Source organism: Massilia sp. NP310 (genome assembly GCF_019443485.1).
GTDB classification, from domain to species: Bacteria; Pseudomonadota; Gammaproteobacteria; order Burkholderiales; family Burkholderiaceae_D; genus Telluria; species Telluria timonae.
The window spans coordinates 4,596,307-4,613,801 of the sequence record NZ_CP080379.1 but is presented as its reverse complement, the minus strand read 5'-3'; the positions used below and the strand labels follow the sequence as shown (position 1 = coordinate 4,613,801).

Annotated in this window: 15 protein-coding genes; 8 read left to right on the top strand and 7 right to left on the bottom strand. The window is 68.4% G+C overall.

What is annotated here, in order from left to right; translation table 11 throughout:
- Positions 1-25: 25 nt before the first annotated feature.
- Genes KY496_RS20255 through KY496_RS20225 form a run of 7 tightly spaced genes read left to right on the top strand, consistent with a single transcriptional unit; the run spans position 26 to position 7,454 of the window.
- Positions 26-739: an ABC transporter ATP-binding protein gene (locus KY496_RS20255; protein ID WP_005663539.1), complete on the top strand. Its 714-nt coding sequence runs from the start codon at positions 26-28 to the stop codon at positions 737-739.
- 9 nt (positions 740-748) lie between these two features.
- Positions 749-2,056, top strand: coding sequence for an ABC transporter permease (locus tag KY496_RS20250; protein ID WP_184240001.1), 1,308 nt, complete (start codon positions 749-751; stop codon positions 2,054-2,056).
- Between the two features lie 18 nt (positions 2,057-2,074).
- Positions 2,075-3,307 (top strand): ABC transporter permease, encoded by a 1,233-nt coding sequence (locus KY496_RS20245; RefSeq protein ID WP_219862154.1) that lies wholly within the window; start codon positions 2,075-2,077, stop codon positions 3,305-3,307.
- A 30-nt stretch (positions 3,308-3,337) separates the two neighbouring features.
- Positions 3,338-4,669 (top strand): sigma-54 dependent transcriptional regulator, encoded by a 1,332-nt coding sequence (locus KY496_RS20240; protein ID WP_219862152.1) that lies wholly within the window; start codon positions 3,338-3,340, stop codon positions 4,667-4,669.
- Positions 4,666-6,030 carry a PAS domain-containing sensor histidine kinase gene (locus KY496_RS20235; protein ID WP_219862150.1) on the top strand — a complete coding sequence of 455 codons (1,365 nt, stop codon included), beginning with the start codon at positions 4,666-4,668 and terminating at the stop codon, positions 6,028-6,030. The genes KY496_RS20240 and KY496_RS20235 overlap by 4 nt, the downstream gene beginning before the upstream one ends.
- 9 nt (positions 6,031-6,039) lie before the next feature.
- Complete coding sequence (locus tag KY496_RS20230) at positions 6,040-6,639, top strand: glutathione S-transferase family protein (protein ID WP_219862148.1); 600 nt, start codon at positions 6,040-6,042, stop codon at positions 6,637-6,639.
- Positions 6,640-6,683: 44 nt separating this feature from the next.
- On the top strand, positions 6,684-7,454 hold the full coding sequence (locus KY496_RS20225; protein ID WP_219862146.1) for a spermidine synthase: 771 nt from the start codon (positions 6,684-6,686) through the stop codon (positions 7,452-7,454).
- Here KY496_RS20225 and KY496_RS20220 read toward each other — a convergent pair.
- Complete coding sequence (locus tag KY496_RS20220; RefSeq protein ID WP_005663548.1) at positions 7,426-7,938, bottom strand: hypothetical protein; 513 nt, start codon at positions 7,936-7,938, stop codon at positions 7,426-7,428. The two genes, KY496_RS20225 and KY496_RS20220, sit on opposite strands and share 29 nt — an antisense overlap.
- Positions 7,939-8,136, bottom strand: coding sequence for a hypothetical protein (locus KY496_RS20215; RefSeq protein WP_005663549.1), 198 nt, complete (start codon positions 8,134-8,136; stop codon positions 7,939-7,941).
- Between the two features lie 362 nt (positions 8,137-8,498).
- On the opposite strand from KY496_RS20215, the gene KY496_RS20210 reads away from it, so the two are divergent.
- Positions 8,499-10,922 (top strand): TonB-dependent siderophore receptor, encoded by a 2,424-nt coding sequence (locus KY496_RS20210; protein WP_229520319.1) that lies wholly within the window; start codon positions 8,499-8,501, stop codon positions 10,920-10,922.
- Between the two features lie 16 nt (positions 10,923-10,938).
- Here KY496_RS20210 and KY496_RS20205 read toward each other — a convergent pair whose 3' ends face one another.
- The 5 genes from KY496_RS20205 to KY496_RS20185 form a co-directional block, all read right to left on the bottom strand.
- Complete coding sequence (locus tag KY496_RS20205) at positions 10,939-11,907, bottom strand: cation diffusion facilitator family transporter (protein WP_219862143.1); 969 nt, start codon at positions 11,905-11,907, stop codon at positions 10,939-10,941.
- A gap of 71 nt (positions 11,908-11,978) precedes the next feature.
- Positions 11,979-13,550 (bottom strand): hypothetical protein, encoded by a 1,572-nt coding sequence (locus KY496_RS20200; RefSeq protein WP_219862141.1) that lies wholly within the window; start codon positions 13,548-13,550, stop codon positions 11,979-11,981.
- Complete coding sequence (locus tag KY496_RS20195) at positions 13,547-15,640, bottom strand: DUF4175 domain-containing protein (RefSeq protein WP_219862140.1); 2,094 nt, start codon at positions 15,638-15,640, stop codon at positions 13,547-13,549. The genes KY496_RS20200 and KY496_RS20195 overlap by 4 nt, the downstream gene beginning before the upstream one ends.
- Complete coding sequence (locus tag KY496_RS20190) at positions 15,624-16,607, bottom strand: BatA domain-containing protein (protein WP_219862138.1); 984 nt, start codon at positions 16,605-16,607, stop codon at positions 15,624-15,626. Before KY496_RS20190 ends, KY496_RS20195 begins: the two co-directional genes overlap by 17 nt.
- A 3-nt stretch (positions 16,608-16,610) precedes the next feature.
- Positions 16,611-17,495, bottom strand: a complete 885-nt coding sequence (locus KY496_RS20185) for a DUF58 domain-containing protein (RefSeq protein ID WP_219862136.1) — start codon at positions 17,493-17,495, stop codon at positions 16,611-16,613.

The following is a 17,495-nucleotide window of genomic DNA, read 5'->3' as shown; positions in this document are numbered from 1 at the left end:
AATCTTCCAGAACAAGGAGCCAACCATGCTGCGCATGACCAACCTGAGCAAGGTGTACCGCACCCACATGATCGAGACGCACGCGCTGCGCGGCTTCGAGATCCACGTCAGCCAGGGCGAATTCGTCACCGTGACCGGTCCGTCCGGCTCGGGCAAGACCAGCTTTTTGAACATCGCCGGCCTGCTCGAGGAATTCACCTCGGGCGAGTACGTGCTCGACGGCGTCAACGTGAAGGGCCTGGACGACGCGGCGCGCTCGCGCCTGCGCAACGAGAAGCTGGGCTTCATCTTCCAGGGCTTCAACCTGATCCCCGACCTGAACCTGTTCGACAACGTCGACGTGCCGCTGCGCTACCGCGGCTTCAATGCGCGCGAACGCAAGGAGCGCATCGAGGACGCGCTGGCCAAGGTCGGCCTGGCCTCGCGCATGAAGCACTACCCGGCCGAGCTGTCGGGCGGCCAGCAGCAGCGCGTGGCGATCGCGCGCGCGCTGGCCGGTTCGCCGAAACTGCTGCTGGCCGACGAACCGACCGGCAACCTGGACACGCAGATGGCGCGCGGCGTGATGGAGCTGCTGGAAGAGATCAACGCCGCCGGCACCACGATCCTGATGGTGACCCACGATCCGGAACTCGCGGTGCGCACCCATCGCAACGTGCACATCATCGACGGCCAGGTGTCCGACCTGGTGCGCCGTTCGCCGTCGCTGGTCGACAGCGTGGCTTCCGTCCCAGCCTGAGGAGCTGCCATGTTCGGCTATTACTTCAAGCTCGGCGTGCGCAGCCTGCGCCGCAACCGCTACCTGACCGCGCTGATGGTGCTGACCCTGGCCATCGGCGTGGCCGCCAGCGTCTCGACGCTCGCCATCCTGCACGCGATGTCGGGCGACCCGATCCCCTCCAGGAGCGACCGCCTGTTCGTGCCCTTCATCGACAACGCCCAGCCCGAAGGCTATATCCCGGGGTCCGAGCACATCGACATGCAGATGACCTACAAGGACGCGATGAACCTGCTGCGCGCCAAGCCGGGCGACCGTGGCACGGCCATGTACGGCACCGGCATGCCGATCGAGCCGCCGCGCACCGACATTCCGGCCTTCACCGGCTATGGCCTGGCGCCGACACGCGATTTCTTCGCCATGTTCGAGGTGCCCTTCCTGCATGGCCAGCCGTGGAGCGTCGAGGACGAGACGCGCGGCGCCAACGTCGTGGTGCTGAGCCGTGCGGTGGCGGAGAAGCTGTTCGGCGACGCCAGCCCGGTCGGCGAGCGCCTGCGCATGGGTGGCGAACCGTTCACCGTGGTGGGCGTGCTCGACGAATGGAATCCGATGCCGCGCTACTACAAGCTGATCGGCAGCGGCCCGGCCACCGGTGAAGATTTCATGATTCCCTTCACCACCGCGGTGCGGCGCGAGTTGCCGGCCTACGGCAGCGTCAACTGCAGCGAGTCGCGCGATTCAGGCTTTGCCTCGCTGCTGGCCTCGGAATGCACCTGGATCCAACTGTGGCTCGAAACCCGCTCCGGCATGGACCGCGCCGACCTGCACGCCTTCCTCGAGAACTACGCGAGCGAGCAGCGCAAGATGGGCCGCCTGAAGCGCCAGGCCCCGGTCGAGCTGTACGACGTGATGGAATGGATGGAAAAGCAGAAGGTGGTGGGCAACGATACCCGGCTGTCGGCCTGGCTGGCGTTCGGCTTCCTGCTCCTGTGCCTGGTCAACACCGTCGGCCTGCTGCTGGCGAAGTTCTCGGTGCGCGCCTCCGAGGTCGGCATCCGCCGTGCGCTGGGCGCTTCGCGGCGCGACATCTTCCGCCAGTTCCTGATCGAGACCGGCGTGGTCGGCCTGGCCGGCGGCGTGCTGGGACTGGCGCTGGCCTTCGGCGCCCTGGCCCTGATCGGCATGGAAAGCAAGAGCATGGCGGCGGTGGCGCGCATGGACTGGCAGATGCTTGCCTTGACCTTCGTGCTGTCGATCTGCGCCTCGCTGGTCGCTGGTCTGCTGCCGACCTGGCGCGCCTGCCAGGTGACGCCGGCCATCCAGCTCAAATCGCAATAATCATCAGGAGGACTGAATATGGAAATCCGACCAATCCTGTCCGCGCTGCTGCGCAACAAGACCGGCCCGATCCTGGTGGCGATGCAGGTCGCCCTGAGCCTGGCGATCCTGGCCAACGCCCTGCACATCGTGAACGAACGGCGCGAGGTGGCGTCGCGCCCTTCCGGCCTCGACGACGAAGCCTCGACCTTCTACTTCTCAGTGCGCAACCTGAACCAGGACACGCCCGAGCAGATGCTGGCCACCATCAAGCGCGAGCTGGACGTGCTGCGCGCCGTGCCAGGTGTCGTGGCCGCGGGCCAGGTGTCGCAGATGCCGATGTCGCAAAGCGGCAGCACCACCAGCGTCGCCGCCGATCCGCGCCAGGAGCGCGAGAGCGCCTATGCGTCGGCCTATATGTCGGACGGCTCGATGGTCAAGACTTTCGGCCTGAAGCTGGTCGAAGGCCGCGACTTCCTGGCGCACGAAATCCCGGAAGTCAACCAGGCTACCAACCGCGAGTTGCCGACCATGATCCTCATGACGAAGGCGCTGGCCGAGAAGCTGTGGCCCGACGCGCCCGCGGTCGGCAAGACCATGTACTTCGGCACCGGCAGCGAAGCGCGCGGCGCCCAGGTGGTCGGCGTGGTCGAGCGCCTGCAGACCATCCACGCCGAAGTGGGCCAGGATGCCGAGTATTCGATCCTGATCCCGGCGCTCATGTACGGTACGCCCGGCACGATGTATGCGCTGCGCAGCGAAGCGGGCGAGCGCGACCGCGTGATGCGGGAAGCCGAACAGGCGCTGCGCAAGTCGTCGGCCACGCCGATGATCCTGCGCATCGCGACCGTCGAGGGCGACCGCAAGGACCGCTACCGCGCCGACATGGCGCTGTCGTGGATGCTGGTGACGGTGAGCGCGCTGCTGCTGCTGGTGACCTGCAGCGGCATCGTCGGCATGGCCAGCCTGTGGGTGACCCAGCGCCGCAAGCAGATCGGCGTGCGGCGCGCGCTGGGCGCGCGGAGAATCGACATCCTGCGCTACTTCATCGTGGAGAACGTCATGATCACCAGCGCCGGCGTGGTCGGCGGCGTGCTGCTGGGCGTCGGCCTGAACCAGCTATTGGTGAGCAAGCTGGAAATGACGCGGCTGCCGCTGCCCTACCTGATCGCCGGCGCCCTGCTGTTCTGGGCGATCGGCATCCTGGCCGCCTACGGGCCGGCCTGGCGCGCGGCCAGCATCTCTCCGGCGCTGGCCACCCGCAGCACCTAGGCTGGGCGGGAGAATGCTATGCTGGCGGCCATGCCCACAGTTCTCATCATCGACGACAATGCCGCCGTCGCCATGGCGCTCGAAGTGCTGTTCTCGCTGCACGACATCGCGGCGCTGCGCGCTGCCTCGCCCGAGGAGGGCCTGGACCTCCTCGGCCGCGAGCCGGTCGACCTGGTGATCCAGGACATGAACTTCACGGCCGACACCACGTCGGGCGAGGAAGGCGTGGCGCTGTTTCGCGAGATCCGCCTGCGCCATCCCGACCTGCCGGTGATCCTGCTCACCGCCTGGACCCACCTGGATGCGGCGGTCGACCTGGTCAAGGCGGGCGCCGCCGACTATCTTTCCAAACCCTGGAACGACGAGCGCCTGCTGGCCACGGTCGGCAACCTGATCGAGCTGGGCCAGGCCAATCGCGCGCTCGGTAGCCGCCTGCAGCGCGAACGCAAGGCCAAGCGCGAGCTCGAGCTGAACTTCGACCTGCGCGGCCTGGTGTGGCAGGACCCGGCCACCGAACGCGTGCTGCACCTGGCCTGCCAGGTCGCACGCGCCGACGTGCCGGTGCTGATCACGGGGCCCAACGGCACCGGCAAGGAGCGCATCGCCGAAATCATCCAGGCCAATTCACAAGTGGCCGCCGGTCCCTTCGTGGTGCTCAATTGCGGCGCCCTGCCGTCCGAGCTGATCGAGGCCGAGCTGTTCGGCGCCGATGCCGGCGCCTACACCGGCGCCTCGAAGGCGCGCGAAGGCAAGTTCGAGGCGGCCGACGGCGGCACCCTGTTCCTCGACGAAATCGGCAACCTGCCGCTGGCCGGGCAGATGAAGCTGCTGCGGGTGCTGGAAACCGGCCGCTTCGAGCGGCTCGGTTCCAACCGCGAGCGGCAAGTAAAAGTGCGCGTGATCAGCGCCACCAATGCCGATCTGTCCGCGATGATCCGCGCCGGGACCTTCCGCGAAGACCTGTTCTACCGCCTGAACGTGATCGAGCTGCGCCTGCCGCCGCTCGCGAGCCGTCCGGGCGACATCCTGCCGCTGGCGCAATCATTCCTGGCGCGCGGCAAGGCCCTGCATCCGTCGGCCGAAGCCGCTTTGTTGGCCCACCCCTGGCCCGGCAATGTGCGCGAACTGAAGAACGTGATGGCGCGCGCCAACCTGCTGTCGGGCGGCGACACCATCACGGTGGCGGACCTCGGGCTGCCCGCGGCCAGCCTGCCGGCCCAGGACCTTGATCCCGACCGCGACGCCATCGTGGCGGCGCTGGCGCGCGCCGGCGGGGTGGTGGCGCAGGCGGCAAACGAACTTGGCCTGTCGCGCCAGGCGCTGTACCGCCGTATGGAGCGGCTTGGGATCGAACGTCCGTGAGTGGACGCCAGGCGCCGGCCCGGACCAGGTTCTCGCTGGTCACGCGCCTGTCGGCGCTGGTCGGCACCCTGCTCGTGCTGGCCATGCTGGCCGCGCTCGGCCTGGACGCCCTGTTCCCCGGCCGCCCGCTGCTGGTCGCGGGCCTGTGCCTGCTTGGACTGCTGCCGGTCGCGATCATCACCCTGCGCGCGCAAGTCCAGCCGATCCTGTCGCTGTTTCGCGCGCTGGAAGGCACGGTGGACAGCTACCGCGACGGCGATTTTTCCTTCAGCCTGCATTGGCCGCACAACGACGAGCTGAGCGACCTGATCGCGGCCCATAACCGGCTGGGCGCCGTCCTGCGCGAGCAGCGCCTGGGCCTGGCCCAGCGCGAGCTGCTGCTCGATTCGATGGTGCAGAACACGCCGGTGGCGATGCTGCTGGTGGCGGATACGGTCGGCCACGCCGGCATCATCGTCTATGCCAACGTCGCCGCCCGCCAGTTGCTGGCGCATGGCTGCAAGCTCGAGGGGCACGCCCTGCGCGCCGTGCTCGACGAGGCGGCGCCGGCCCTGCGCGAAGCGCTGGCGCGGGGCGGCGATGGCCTGTTCAGCGCCGGCGAAGGGGAAAGCGAAGAGGTGTATCACCTGGCGCGCAGCACCTTCAACCTGAACGGCCGCCGCCACGAGCTGCTGCTGCTGCGCCAGCTGACGGCCGAACTGCGGCGCCAGGAAGTGCAGACCTGGAAGAAGGTGATCCGCGTGATCAGCCATGAGCTCAACAACTCGCTGGCGCCGCTCGCCTCGCTCGCCCATTCCGGCGCCGAGCTGGTGCGGCGCGGGCAGGTGGAGCGCCTCCCGCAGATTCTCTCGACCATCGGCGAACGCACCCGCCACCTGGAGAGCTTCATCCTCGGCTATGCGTGCTTCGCCAAGCTGCCGACGCCGCGCCTGGAAGCCTGCCCGTGGTCAGAGCTGGTCGCACGCCTGGCCGGCCAGGTCGATTTTTCCGTCGAAGGCGAGCTGCCGCCCGACCCGGCCTGGGTCGACGCCGCCCAGCTCGAGCAGGCACTCCTGAACCTGCTCAAGAACGCGCACGAATCCGGATCCAGGCCAGACCGGGTCCAGCTGCAGGTGCGGCGCGTGCAGGACCAGCTGCGCATCGACGTACTCGATCGCGGCAGCGGCATGAGCGAGGCGGTGCTGACCCAGGCGCTGGTGCCCTTCTATTCGACCAAGCGCAGCGGCACCGGCCTGGGGCTGGCGCTGGCGCGCGAGATCGCCGAGGCCCACGGCGGACGCATCCTGCTCGCCAACCGTGACGGCGGCGGGCTTGCCGTCACGCTGTTCCTGCCGGGGCTGCCGGCAGCTTCCCCCACCTGAAAGGACATCATGCTGACCGTCATCGGCAAGGCCACCTCGATCAATGTGCGCAAGGTGCTGTGGACCTGCACCGAACTGGGCTTGCCGTTCGTGTGCGAGGAGTGGCAGGACGGCCACGCGGCGCTGAACCCGAACCGCATGGCGCCGGTGCTGGTCGACGACGGCTTCGTGTTGTGGGAATCGAACACCATTTGTCGCTACCTGTGCGAGCGCCACGCCGGGGCGTCGCTGTGGCCGGCCGAGGCGCGGGCGCGCGCCCGCGTCAGCCAGTGGATGGACTGGCAGGCCACCGAATTAAACACGGCCTGGCGCTATGCCTTCATGGCGCTGGTGCGCAGCAGCCCGGCGCACCGGGACCCGGCGCTGATCGAGGCCGGCATCGCAGGCTGGAACCGCCACGTCGGGCTGCTCGATGCGCACCTGGGCGACAACGGCCCCTGGATCGCCGGCGCCGGCTTTTCGCTGGCCGACATCGTGCTCGGCCTGTCGGTCAACCGCTGGCTGATGACGCCGATGGCGCGGCCCGACTATCCCCACGTGGCGGCCTGGTACGCGCGTCTTGGCGAACGTCCGGGCTTCGGCGCCTGGTGCGGCAACGGGGTGGCATGAGCCGTCTCTGGTAAGATCGGCTCTGATTTTCCAGCCGCTCGACCATGCCGCCGTCCACCATCGATCCCCGCTTCGCCCAGCCCGGCCATCCGCCCGCCACCATCGACGAATTCGAAGGCGTGCGCTTCCTGCACCTCGGCACCTCCTGGGTGCAGGGCGCGATGCGCCTCGCCAAGCCGGACACGATCGAGCTCGAATACGTGCAGATGATGATGATGTGGACGCTGTTCCAGCGCGCGCCGCGCCACATCGCCCAGCTCGGGCTGGGCAGCGCCGCGCTCACCAAGTTCTGCTACCAGCGCTTTCCCGAGGCGAAGGTCACGGCGATCGAACTCAATCCCAACGTGATCGCGATCTGCCGTGCGCTGTTCGGCCTGCCCGACAACGATGCCCGCCTGGACGTGCGCGAAATGAATGCGCTCGACTTCGTGCTCGACCGCGCCAACCATGGCAAGTTCGACGTGCTGCAGGTCGACCTGTACGACCAGGACGCGCGCGGCCCGGTGCTCGATTCGGTCGAGTTCTATCAGGGCTGCCGCGATTGCCTGGCGCCGGGCGGCATCGTGACCGCCAATGTGTTCGGCGACTTCAGCAACTACGACAAGAACTTCCTGCACATGGAGCAGGTCTTCGACGCCGTCGCCTGGCTGCCCGAGGTGCACGATGCGAATATCGTCGTGCTGGCCTTCGGAGAGGCTCCCGAACTCGACTTCGCGGAGCTGTACGAGCGCGCCGGCGAGATCAAGCGGCGCCTGAACCTGCCGGCCAAGAACTGGGTCAACGGCCTCAAAGAGTGGATGCGCGACCACTCGTGATCGTGTGGCGCGGCGTGGGCGGGCGGCGTCCTGGACGGGGGCCGGTCACGCCCAGTTCGGACGCCGGCACCGGCGCGCCGAGCAGCGCGAACACCGCGCCGCAGGGTTCGCGCTCCAGCGCCAGCACCGGGAACACCCGTTCGAGATTGGCATACTTGGCCCAGGCGCCGGCGCCGCGCGACTGGCTCGGCGGGATCGACATCGCGGCAAAGCCGCGTGCGCCGTTCTCGAGCGCCGCGATGCTGCGCACGCGGGCGGCGCACGCGTTTCCGTCCAACCTCGCGTCGGATACGTGGGGCTCGCCGGCGTCCATGCAGCGCACCCGCAGCTGCGCGCCGGGCAGCGGATGGTCATGGATCTTCTGGTTGGGAGCGTGCCAGAGCTGCATCAGCACGATGCCGGTCGGCCCGTGGGCGTCCCAGGCGCTTTCGAGGCTGCCGTGGTGCTGGAGGCCGTAGCGCTTGCATAGCTGGGTGATATTCATCTAGTCGTTCCGTTGCCGTTGGCGCCGCTCGCGGCTGCGGCGGGCGGCGGGATCCTGCATGGCGCGCAGCAGGATCTCTCGTGAGACATCGCAGCTCTCGAGGTACACCAGCCCGGCCGACACGCCGCGCGTCTCGGCCAGGAACAACGCATATTCGGTAGCGAGCGCGGACCGCTCGTCGATTCGTCGTTGGATCATGATGTGGCTGCCTACGAAGTGCGGCGAAAGCGCCGGCTTGAGATGTAATGCTAAAGCCACTCGGCAGCACACCCTTGGAAATCTTGTTAGAGAACGTAACAATCCAGCAAACTCTCTGCAGCAACATTTCTCACCAAAAATTTCTTTATTCTCAATGCATTACCCGACACTCATGAATATGTCGTGAAGTGTGAGGGCGCGTCTCTTTTGCGCGACGACCACCCCGCCTATTCACCTTCGTATTTACTTATTTCAATAACTTCGTGGTGTAGAGACATACCCCATTGCTAACATCAAATGACATCCGAACAAGCGGATGACATGACAAAACTCAATGCAGGGGGTAGAGGATGACCAGGAAGTTGAACAAGAAAACACTGCCGCAACGCGCCCTGCTGGCGTCGGCACTGATGGCGGCGCTGGCGCCCGCCAGCGCCCAGGAGACGGACAGCAATATGTCGCAGGTCGTGGTGCTCGGCTCGCGCACCCAGGCCAAGACCGCGCTCGACACTGCGGTTCCGGTGGGCCTCATCAACAGCAAGGACATCCAGTCCGCCGGCACGCTCGAACTGGGCAAGGTGCTGCAAGACCTCGACCCTTCGTTCAACTTCACCAGCACCTTCGTGAGCGACGGCACCGACATCATCCGCCCCGCCACCCTGCGCGGCCTGGGCCCGGACCAGCTGCTGGTGCTCATCAACGGCAAGCGCCGTCACCAGCAAGCCCTGGTCAACGTGCAGCAGACCATCGGCCGCGGCTCGGCCGGCACCGACATCAATGCGATCCCGCTGTCGGCGATCCAGTCGATCGAGGTGCTGCGTGACGGCGCGGCGGCGCAGTACGGTTCGGACGCGATCGCGGGCGTCATCAACATCATCCTCAAGAAGGGCGCCGGCAACGGCACTTTGAGCGCCAGCGCCGGCACCACCGACGAAGGCGATGGCGACACCTATTCGGCCAGCGCCAACCGCGGCTTCGCGCTGGGGGCCGACGGCGGCTACCTGAACCTGTCGGTCGAGGCCAGGAAGCGCGACGAAACCAATCGCGCCGGCCCGGACACCCTGCGCGTCGACCCGCCGCGCGTGACCCAGCGCCTGGGCGACAGCAACACCAAGGACTACTATCTGTGGATGAATTCGGCCATCCCGACCGCCGGCGGCGAACTGTATGCCTTCGGCGGCGCCTCCAGGCGCAAGGGCGATTCGGGCGGCTTCTTCCGCCCGGCCGAGGATTCGCGCAACGTGCCCGAGCTCTATCCAAACGGCTTCCTGCCGAATATCGTGACCACCGTGCAGGACGCTTCGCTGGCCGTCGGCTACCGCCACGACCTGCCCAACGGCTGGAACGCCGACGTCAGCGTCAACCACGGCCGCAGCCAGCTCAAGTTCCACGAGCGGAACTCGGTCAATGTCAGCTACTGGTACGAGAACGGCGAATCGCCGACGTCGGCCGACACCGGCACGCTCAAGTTCGAGCAGACCACCTTCAACCTCGATTTCAAGGGGCCGGTGAACGTGCTGGGCGGCGAGCTGTTCGTGGCCGCCGGCTTCGAATGGCGGCGCGACAACTACGAAATCGAGGCTGGCGACCCGGTCTCGTACCAGTATGGCCGCAACAACAATCCGGCCATCATCATCCGCGACCAGAACGGCGGCATCGCCGCCTCGGGCATCCAGGGCTTCCCCGGCTACACCCCGAGCACCGCGGTCGACGAGGGCCGCCACAACACCGCCTACTACCTGGACCTCGAGCGCAAGTTCGGCGCCAGCGTCACGCTCGGCGCCGCGGCGCGCCACGAACGCTACTCGGACTTCGGCAACACCACGATCGGCAAACTGAGCCTGCGCTGGGACCCAAGCCGCACGGTCGGGATCCGCGGCAGCGCCTCGACCGGCTTCCGGGCGCCGGGCGTGCAGCAGAAGTTCTACAGCTCGGTCTCGACCAACCTGAACGCCGCCGGCGTGCTGACCGAGACCCTGACCGCGCGCGAAGACAGCGCCGTCACGCGCGCCTTCGGCATCGCGCCGCTGCAGGAAGAAACCTCGAAGAGCGCCAGCATCGGCATGATCCTGCGCCCGAGCCAGGGCTTCTCGCTCACCGCCGACGTCTACCGCACCAGGATCGACGACCGCATCGTCTTCTCCAGCAATATCGCGCCGGAGTCCGGCCCCTGCCCGACGCCGGCCGCCTGCCCGATCCGCAACATCCTCGATCCGCTGCGCGTGGGCCAGGCCCAGTTCTTCACCAATGCGATCGACACCACCACCACCGGCTTCGACCTGGTGGCGCAGCAGACCATCCGGGCCCAGGGCTCGACCCTGGTGCTGTCGGGCCAGCTGGGCTTCAATAAGACCGAGGTCGACGACCGCCACTCGCAGTCGCCGGTGCTCACCGGCGCCCAGCTGTTCGACGACGCCCAGGTGACGCTGATCGAACGCGGCCAGCCGCGCAAACACCACGTGGTGTCGGCCGACTACACCACCGGACCGTGGAACGTGACGGCGCGCGCCAACTACTTCGGCGAGGTGCAGGGGCAAGGGTTCACGGCGCCGTTCGTGCAGACCTGGGAGGCGAAGTGGATCGTCGACCTGACCGGCCGCTATGCCTTCAACAAGAACCTCAGCCTGTCGGCGGGCGTGAACAACCTGTTCGACACCTATCCGACGCGCTGGGACCCCGAACGCGCGGCGCCTTTCCCGCAGATGGGCTTCACGCACTGCTGGGAGACCTGCCCGTTCGGGATGAACGGGCGCTCGGCGTATGTGAAGGCGGACTATACGTTCTGAGACTGGCGCGCTCGGCTCAGCGCAGTGCCGAGCGCAGTCCAGACGCCTCGAAATACACATGGCGGACCACCGGATTGGCGGCGCCGATCGCCGTTTCGATGCGGGCGATCGCCTGCTCCACTTCACCGATCTGCAGCCCACGGCGGAATTTCACGGAAGCTGCGAGCAGCACCTCCTCAGGGCCCAGCTGCATGGTGCGCAGGCTCGTCACGCTCTCGAGCGCCGGCTCGCGCAGGAACAGCGCGCACAACGACTCCAGTTGCGCGCCGTCGATGCCCTCCCCCACCAGCAGGCCGCCGGTCTCGCGCGCCAGCGTGACGGCCGCCCCCACCAGCAGCAGCCCGATCAGGATCGACGCCACCGGGTCAGCGTAGGGATTGTCCAAATAATGGCCGACAGCGATGCCGGCCGCAGCGATCGCGATGCCCAGCAGCGCGGCCGAATCCTCGATGAATACAGTAAATACCGAGGCGTCCTTGCTGGCGCGGACCGTTTGCCACAGCGTCATGCCGGGACCGCGCTTCGCGTTGAGCGCCTTGCGCGACACATTCCAGCTATAGCCCTCGAACAGGGCGGCCGCGCCCAGGACCACATAGTTCCATAGAGGGTCCTCCAGTGGCGGCGGATCCTGCAGCGCCGCGACGCCGTGGTAGATCGACAGCCCGCCGCCCAGCGAAAACACCGACAACGCGACGATCAGCGCCCAGAAGTACAGGGATTTTCCGTAGCCGAAAGGATGCTTGCGGTCGGGCTTGCGCGCGCTACGGCGTTCGCCCAGCAGCAGAAGCAGCTCGTTGCCGGTATCCACTGCGGAGTGGATGCCCTCGGCGACCATCGCGGCGCTGCCGGTGATGCCCGCTACGATGAACTTGGCGATGGCAATCCCAAGATTGGCCACGATGGCCGCGTAGATTACCTTGCGCGAATCCTGACGCGGCGGTTCGGGCGCCGCGCCGCGTTCGCCGACCTGTGCTGCTTGATTCATACTTTTCTCCCGTTCGAGTGCACATGATGGAGCACTGCGTTACGGAGATCCGTACGGCCACGCACCTGCCGCTACCTGCGTTCGCGCCACCATAGCAGCAGCATCGCGGAGGCGAAGGCCAGGGCGAACGGCCAGGCCGGCATCGGGCGGGTCGGCCCTTCCCGGGCGCCAAGCGGCGTGCGGACGGCGTAACGCGCCGTTGCGTCGCGCTTTTGCATGGCCTGCCACTGCGGCCAGTCGTTTTCCGCATACACGTAGACGGCATGCGCGCCCGCCTTGCGGTCCGCGATGCGCAGCCAGCCGGACTTCTGCGGCCACAGCGCAACGCAGGAAGCGTCGGTGCGATCGGCGCGGGCTTGCCAGCGCAAGGCCTGCTTCAGTTCGGGGAAGGCGACCTCGCCCTCGACGCCACGGGCGCAGACTTCCAGGCGCTGTCCGGGCAGCGGCATCTCGGCGCCAGCCAGCCATTCGGTCTCCTGGCGGCGCTCGACGCCGACGCGGTCGAGCACACCCTGCCACCAGAGCGCCAGCTTGCGCGGTTCGGCGATCGCGTGGCGGTGCCATTCGCTCACGCCCAGCCAGGCGATGCGGCCCTTTTTCCAGTCGCGGGTCCAGACCATGTCATCCGCGCCGAGCCAGGGGCCGGCCTCGCGCGCCGTCGGCAGCATCGGCGCCAGCGGCATCTCCAACGGGGCCTCCAGCTTGCCGCCCAGCGGCTGCACGCGCAGCGGCAATTGCAGGGTGCGCGACCAGACGCCCGGATCGTTCGCATTCCCGCCCAGCACCAGGAGCGGCATGCCGGCGGCCACGCGCTCGAGCAACGCGGCACGTTCGCCGCCACCCATGCGCTCGAAGCGGGCGGCATCGATCACCATCAGGTTAGGCGCCGTCATCTCTTCGCGCGGCTGTTCAAGGCGGGTGATGTCGCGCCCCAGCGTGACCTGCCAGTCGAGCAGCGCGCCGCTGCCGGCCAGCAGGTCGTTGAGCACGCGCAGGTCGAACGACGGCGCGCCGAAGCGGCCCACGACCTGCAACTGGACCGGCTCGTGCACGGTGAACGGCACCGGACCTTCGGCGATCACCTTGTCGTTCGCGTCCAGCAGGCGCGCCTTGAGGACGACGCGCTCGGCTACCGGCGGCATCCACTCGACGGTCAGAGTGCCCGCGCCGCGCGCCTGCGCGATCGGCTGGCCGTTCTCGGCCAGCAGTTCCAGGCGAATCTCTTCCTGAATCTCTTTCTTATTCTCGGTCTTGTCTTCGCGCTCGACCTTGAGGGTAAACAGGCGGCCCAGGGCCACCTGGCTCGGGAAGTCGAGGCGCAGCGCGCCGCCCTTCGGCGCCTGCCAGGCGAGCGGCAGGGCCGGCAGGTCGTTCCATGCGGCGGCGCGCAGGCCGTCGCCTTCGAGACGCAACGCGTTCACGCCCTGGAGCGAGGGTAGCAACGACAGCGGCGGCGCGGCCGGGTCGACGGCGAGCGTGCGGCCGGCCTCGCCGGGCACGCGCAGGTCGGCCGCGAACAGGCCCAGGGCGGTGGCCGCGACGACGACCAGCAGCGCGTCCAGCCACTGGCGGCGGCGCAGGTAGAGCACGGCGCTGACGACGCCGGCCAGGGCGATGAGGCCGATGAGCAGGGTCTGGTTCATGGCGCGCCCGCCTCGCGCCAGTGGCGTGCGAACGGGGTCTCGACCTTGCTGCTGGCCTGCAGCAGCACCTGGCCCTCGCCGGCGCCGGTGCGCAGCCAGGCGCGCAGCACCGGACGGCAGGCGATGCAGCCGTCGGCCACGTCCTGGATCGCGCGCTGGGCGGCCAGGCGCTGTTCGTCGTCCTTCAGGCGCGTACGCACCCAGTCGTTGGCGGTGCGCATCCACAGCGCAGGCAGCGCGGCCTCGCCTGACAGGGAGGCCACCAGCGCGCGCAGTTCCTCCGGCAGCGGCGACGCTTCTGTCGCCTGTTCGCGGCGGTAACTGGCGGCGCCGGCCATCTCGCCGGTCATGCGTTTTTCTTCCTTGATCGGCGGCGGGGTGAAGGCGGTCTTGTGCAGGTAGATGCGTTCGGCCTGCTGCAACTCCTTGATCGCTTCCAGGGCCTTGTGCTCGGGCGGCAAGGCGGTCTTTGGCGCGATCGCGCGCAGCGACTTCTCGGCGTCCCACATCGCGACCAGCGCGCGGCGCAGCACCTTCTTGGTGCCCTCGTCGTACATGGTCGCGTTCTCGGCCTCGTCATGGGCGTGGCCATAGGCTTCGAGGATGTGCTGGGTCTGGTTCACGATGGCGCTCTTGCGGGTGTTCGGGCTGCCGTGGTCGTGGCCGTGGCCTTCCTCGTGCGGATGCTCGCCGGGGCCGTGCTCATGGCCTTCGTGATCGTCATGCTCGTCCTGCTTTTGCGCGCCGCCGGTGCCGGAACCGGCGTTGTCGGCGAACAGCGTCGACTCCTCGCCCAGGAACTGGCCATAGCGCCGGCGCAGCTGCGCCTGGTCGTTGGCGATGCGTTCGCTGCGGTCGCGTACCTCGTCGGCCGCGATCTTCGTCCCGCGCATGTCGGCGATGAGTTGTTCGGTGTCGATGATGATCTGGCGCTGGCTGCGCAGCGACGCCGGCTTGACCAGCGACGGCATCGCCGCGCTCTCTTCTTCCGCCTCCTGTTCCGGCGCCGGCCGGCGCACGGTGTAGGTGGGCGACTGCACGGTCTGGGGACGGCCGGCGTTGTCGGTCGCGCGCACGAAGAAATACAGCTCGTCGCCCGGTTCCATTTCCAGCTCGGCGAGCGACCATTGCTTCGACCAGTCGCGCCGCTTCGGATCGCTGGATGCCGGCAGCGGCATCTCGCGGTCGGTGAACTTGACGTTCTCGCCGCTGCCGCGCGCCAGCGTCATGTGCAGGGTGGCGCGCCGGATCGCGTAGTCGTCGCGGATCCGGATCGCCATCGCAGTGCCGGTCGCGTTCTCGCGCAGGTCCTGGATCATCTGGGTCGGAGCAAGAATCGTGATCTCGGGCGGCTGGTCGGGGATGACGCGCAGCGTGTGGCGCTGGCCGCGCCAGCGCCACACCACCGATTCGGTGGCGGTCCAGCGCGCGCACTCCTTGCCCGGCTCGAGCACCTGGCCGTTGCCCAGTTCGATCCTGTTGTCGCCTGCCGTGCCGTCCTTCAGGCACCAGCTGACCACGGTCTGCTCGGGCGCCTGCAGGTCGCGCGGCGCCGATTCGGATGCCTTGATGCCGGTATAGGCCGGCGGCGCCAGCTTGATGGTGAGTTGGGCCAGCGTGGCCGCGGTCGCGCTGCCGACCGGGCTCGGCGCCACAGGGGCCGCGCCATCGGACGGCCTGGTGGTGGCATACCACACCATCCCCGCCAGCACGGCGCTGACCAGGATGATCGGATAACCGCTCGACACATGGCGCGCGACGATCCGGCGCAGCTGGGCCGGCGAAATGACGGCGTCCAGGCGGTCGAACAGGCGCTGCTGCTGCAAGCGGGCGATCGGCGAATCGGCCTGCTCGAGCAGGGCCGCGCTATCCTCCATCTCGGGCACGGCGCCGTCCAGCCAGGCGGTCCACTCGAAGGTGACGCGGCGGCGCAGCTTGACCCAGTCCAGCGCGCACCAGCCGGCCCAGGCCAGCAGGCCCGGTCCCGATGGAATCGCCAGCCATGGCAGCGCGCCGCCTATCCACAGCGGCAGGCGGCGCAGCTGGGCTGCGCGCCATACCCGTTTGGTGATCTCAACGCCTCCGTGCATGCGTGAGACTCCTTTCCAGTACGAAGAGTGCGGCCAGGACGGCCAGCAGGACGCCGCGCAGCGCGCCGCCCGGTTCCGGCGCATCGGCGGCGCCGTTCGCCGTGAATGCCTGCGACGCCATCATGAATGGACGCGGGCCGACGTGCAGCTGCTGCCAGTCGTCGAGCAGCGCGCGGGCGGCGTCCGGATCTTGCGGCGGCCAGCCGGCATGATGCCACAGGCGGCCGCGCGCGCTGTCGGCGTAGCGCAGGCCGTCCAGCGCAGGCGCCTTGGCCAGTTCGGGGAAGGCGGATGGGTTCGTCACCCACCACAACGACGCGCGCAACGAGGCTGGCGGGGCTGCGGCGCGGTCCCAGACGATCAGCGACGTCGCGGCGCCCGGCGTGTCGTCGATGATGATTTTCTCTGGCCCTCCCTGCGCGATGAACATGCGGCGCCACTCGGCGGCGCGCTCGCTGGCGATGTGGACGTGGCGCTCGACCCTGGCGGGCGTGGCGGCCTGGGTACGCACCTCGACCGCACGGCCGAACGCCGGCCTGGCGGCCGGCATCGGCACCTCGCCCAGCACCAGCAGCCGCGCGTCCGGTCGCCACTCGCGTTCGTGCGTGTGCACCCAGCCCAGGGCCTGCGCGGCGGGCAGCGTGACGCGCTCGGCGTCCGCCAGGCCGGCTTGCGTCGCTTCGCGCTCGACCCATGCGGGGTCGGCGCCTTGCGTCACCACGACCGTATCGCCGCGCCACGGATAGACCGGGTCGGCCAGCCAGGCAATGAGCGCCAGCAGCAGCAGGCAGCGCACCAGCAGCAATAGCGGATTGCTCCAGCGCCAGACCCGTGTCTGGCGCGGCTCGGTGCGCGGCAGGAAGCGTGCGGTCGCCATTGGCGCCGCCTGGTTCTGCACGCGCTTCTTGCGGTGCCACCAGACCGGCAGGAGGAGAACAGGCAGCGCGAGCCACCAGAATGCATTCATGAGTTACCTTCCCGGGCGTCGCAGCCAGCTCCGCAGCACCTCGATCGGCGACTGCTCGATCGCGGCCAGGGTCAGCGGCATATCGTTCTTGCGGCACTGCGCCGTGAGGGTGTCGAAGTGGGCTTCGCGGTTGCGGCGGTAGCCTTCCTTGAGGTCGGCGCCGAAGCGGAACACGCCCTCTTCGCGTTCCGGATCGCGGTAGGCCAGGTCGCTGGAAAAGCTGGCGTCGACCTCGGCCTGCGTCTGCAGTCCCAGCACACGCACGTCGTGGCGCATCTGGCGCAGGCGAATCAGGGCGACCGACAGCGGCGACGGCCAATCGAGCAGGTCGCTGGCCGCATAGATCGCGCTCGGCGACTGGGCGAAGTGCAGGCTCGCCTTCAGGGTCGCGGCATCCGGCAGGTCGCCATCCGGTTCGGCGCGCTGGAGCTGGGACAGCACGCGCTGCAAGTGGCGCGGTCCGCGCAAGGCCGGCGTGAACGCCACCTTGCCGCCACCGAGCACCACCAGGCCGAAGGCGTCGCCCTGGCGCTGCGCGATCGCGGCGACGCAGCCGAGCAGCATGCGCGCATAGGCCAGCTTGTCGAGGCCGGGGGCACTGCGGCTCGGCTCCGCCATCGAGGCGCTGGCATCGAGCACCAGCCAGACCGCCACGTGGCTGTCGCGCTCGGCCTCGCGCACGAAGTAGCGGTCGGCGCGCGCCGCCAGCTTCCAGTCGACGCGGCGCCACTCGTCGCCGGGCACGTAGGCGCGGTATTCCGAGAACTCGACGCCCGCCCCGCGTTCGCGCCCGGCGTGGATGCCATGGCCCAGGCCCGCCAGCACGTGGCGGATCACGAGGTCGAGCTTTTGCGTGTGCGCGATCAGCGCGGTATTGGCTAACGACAT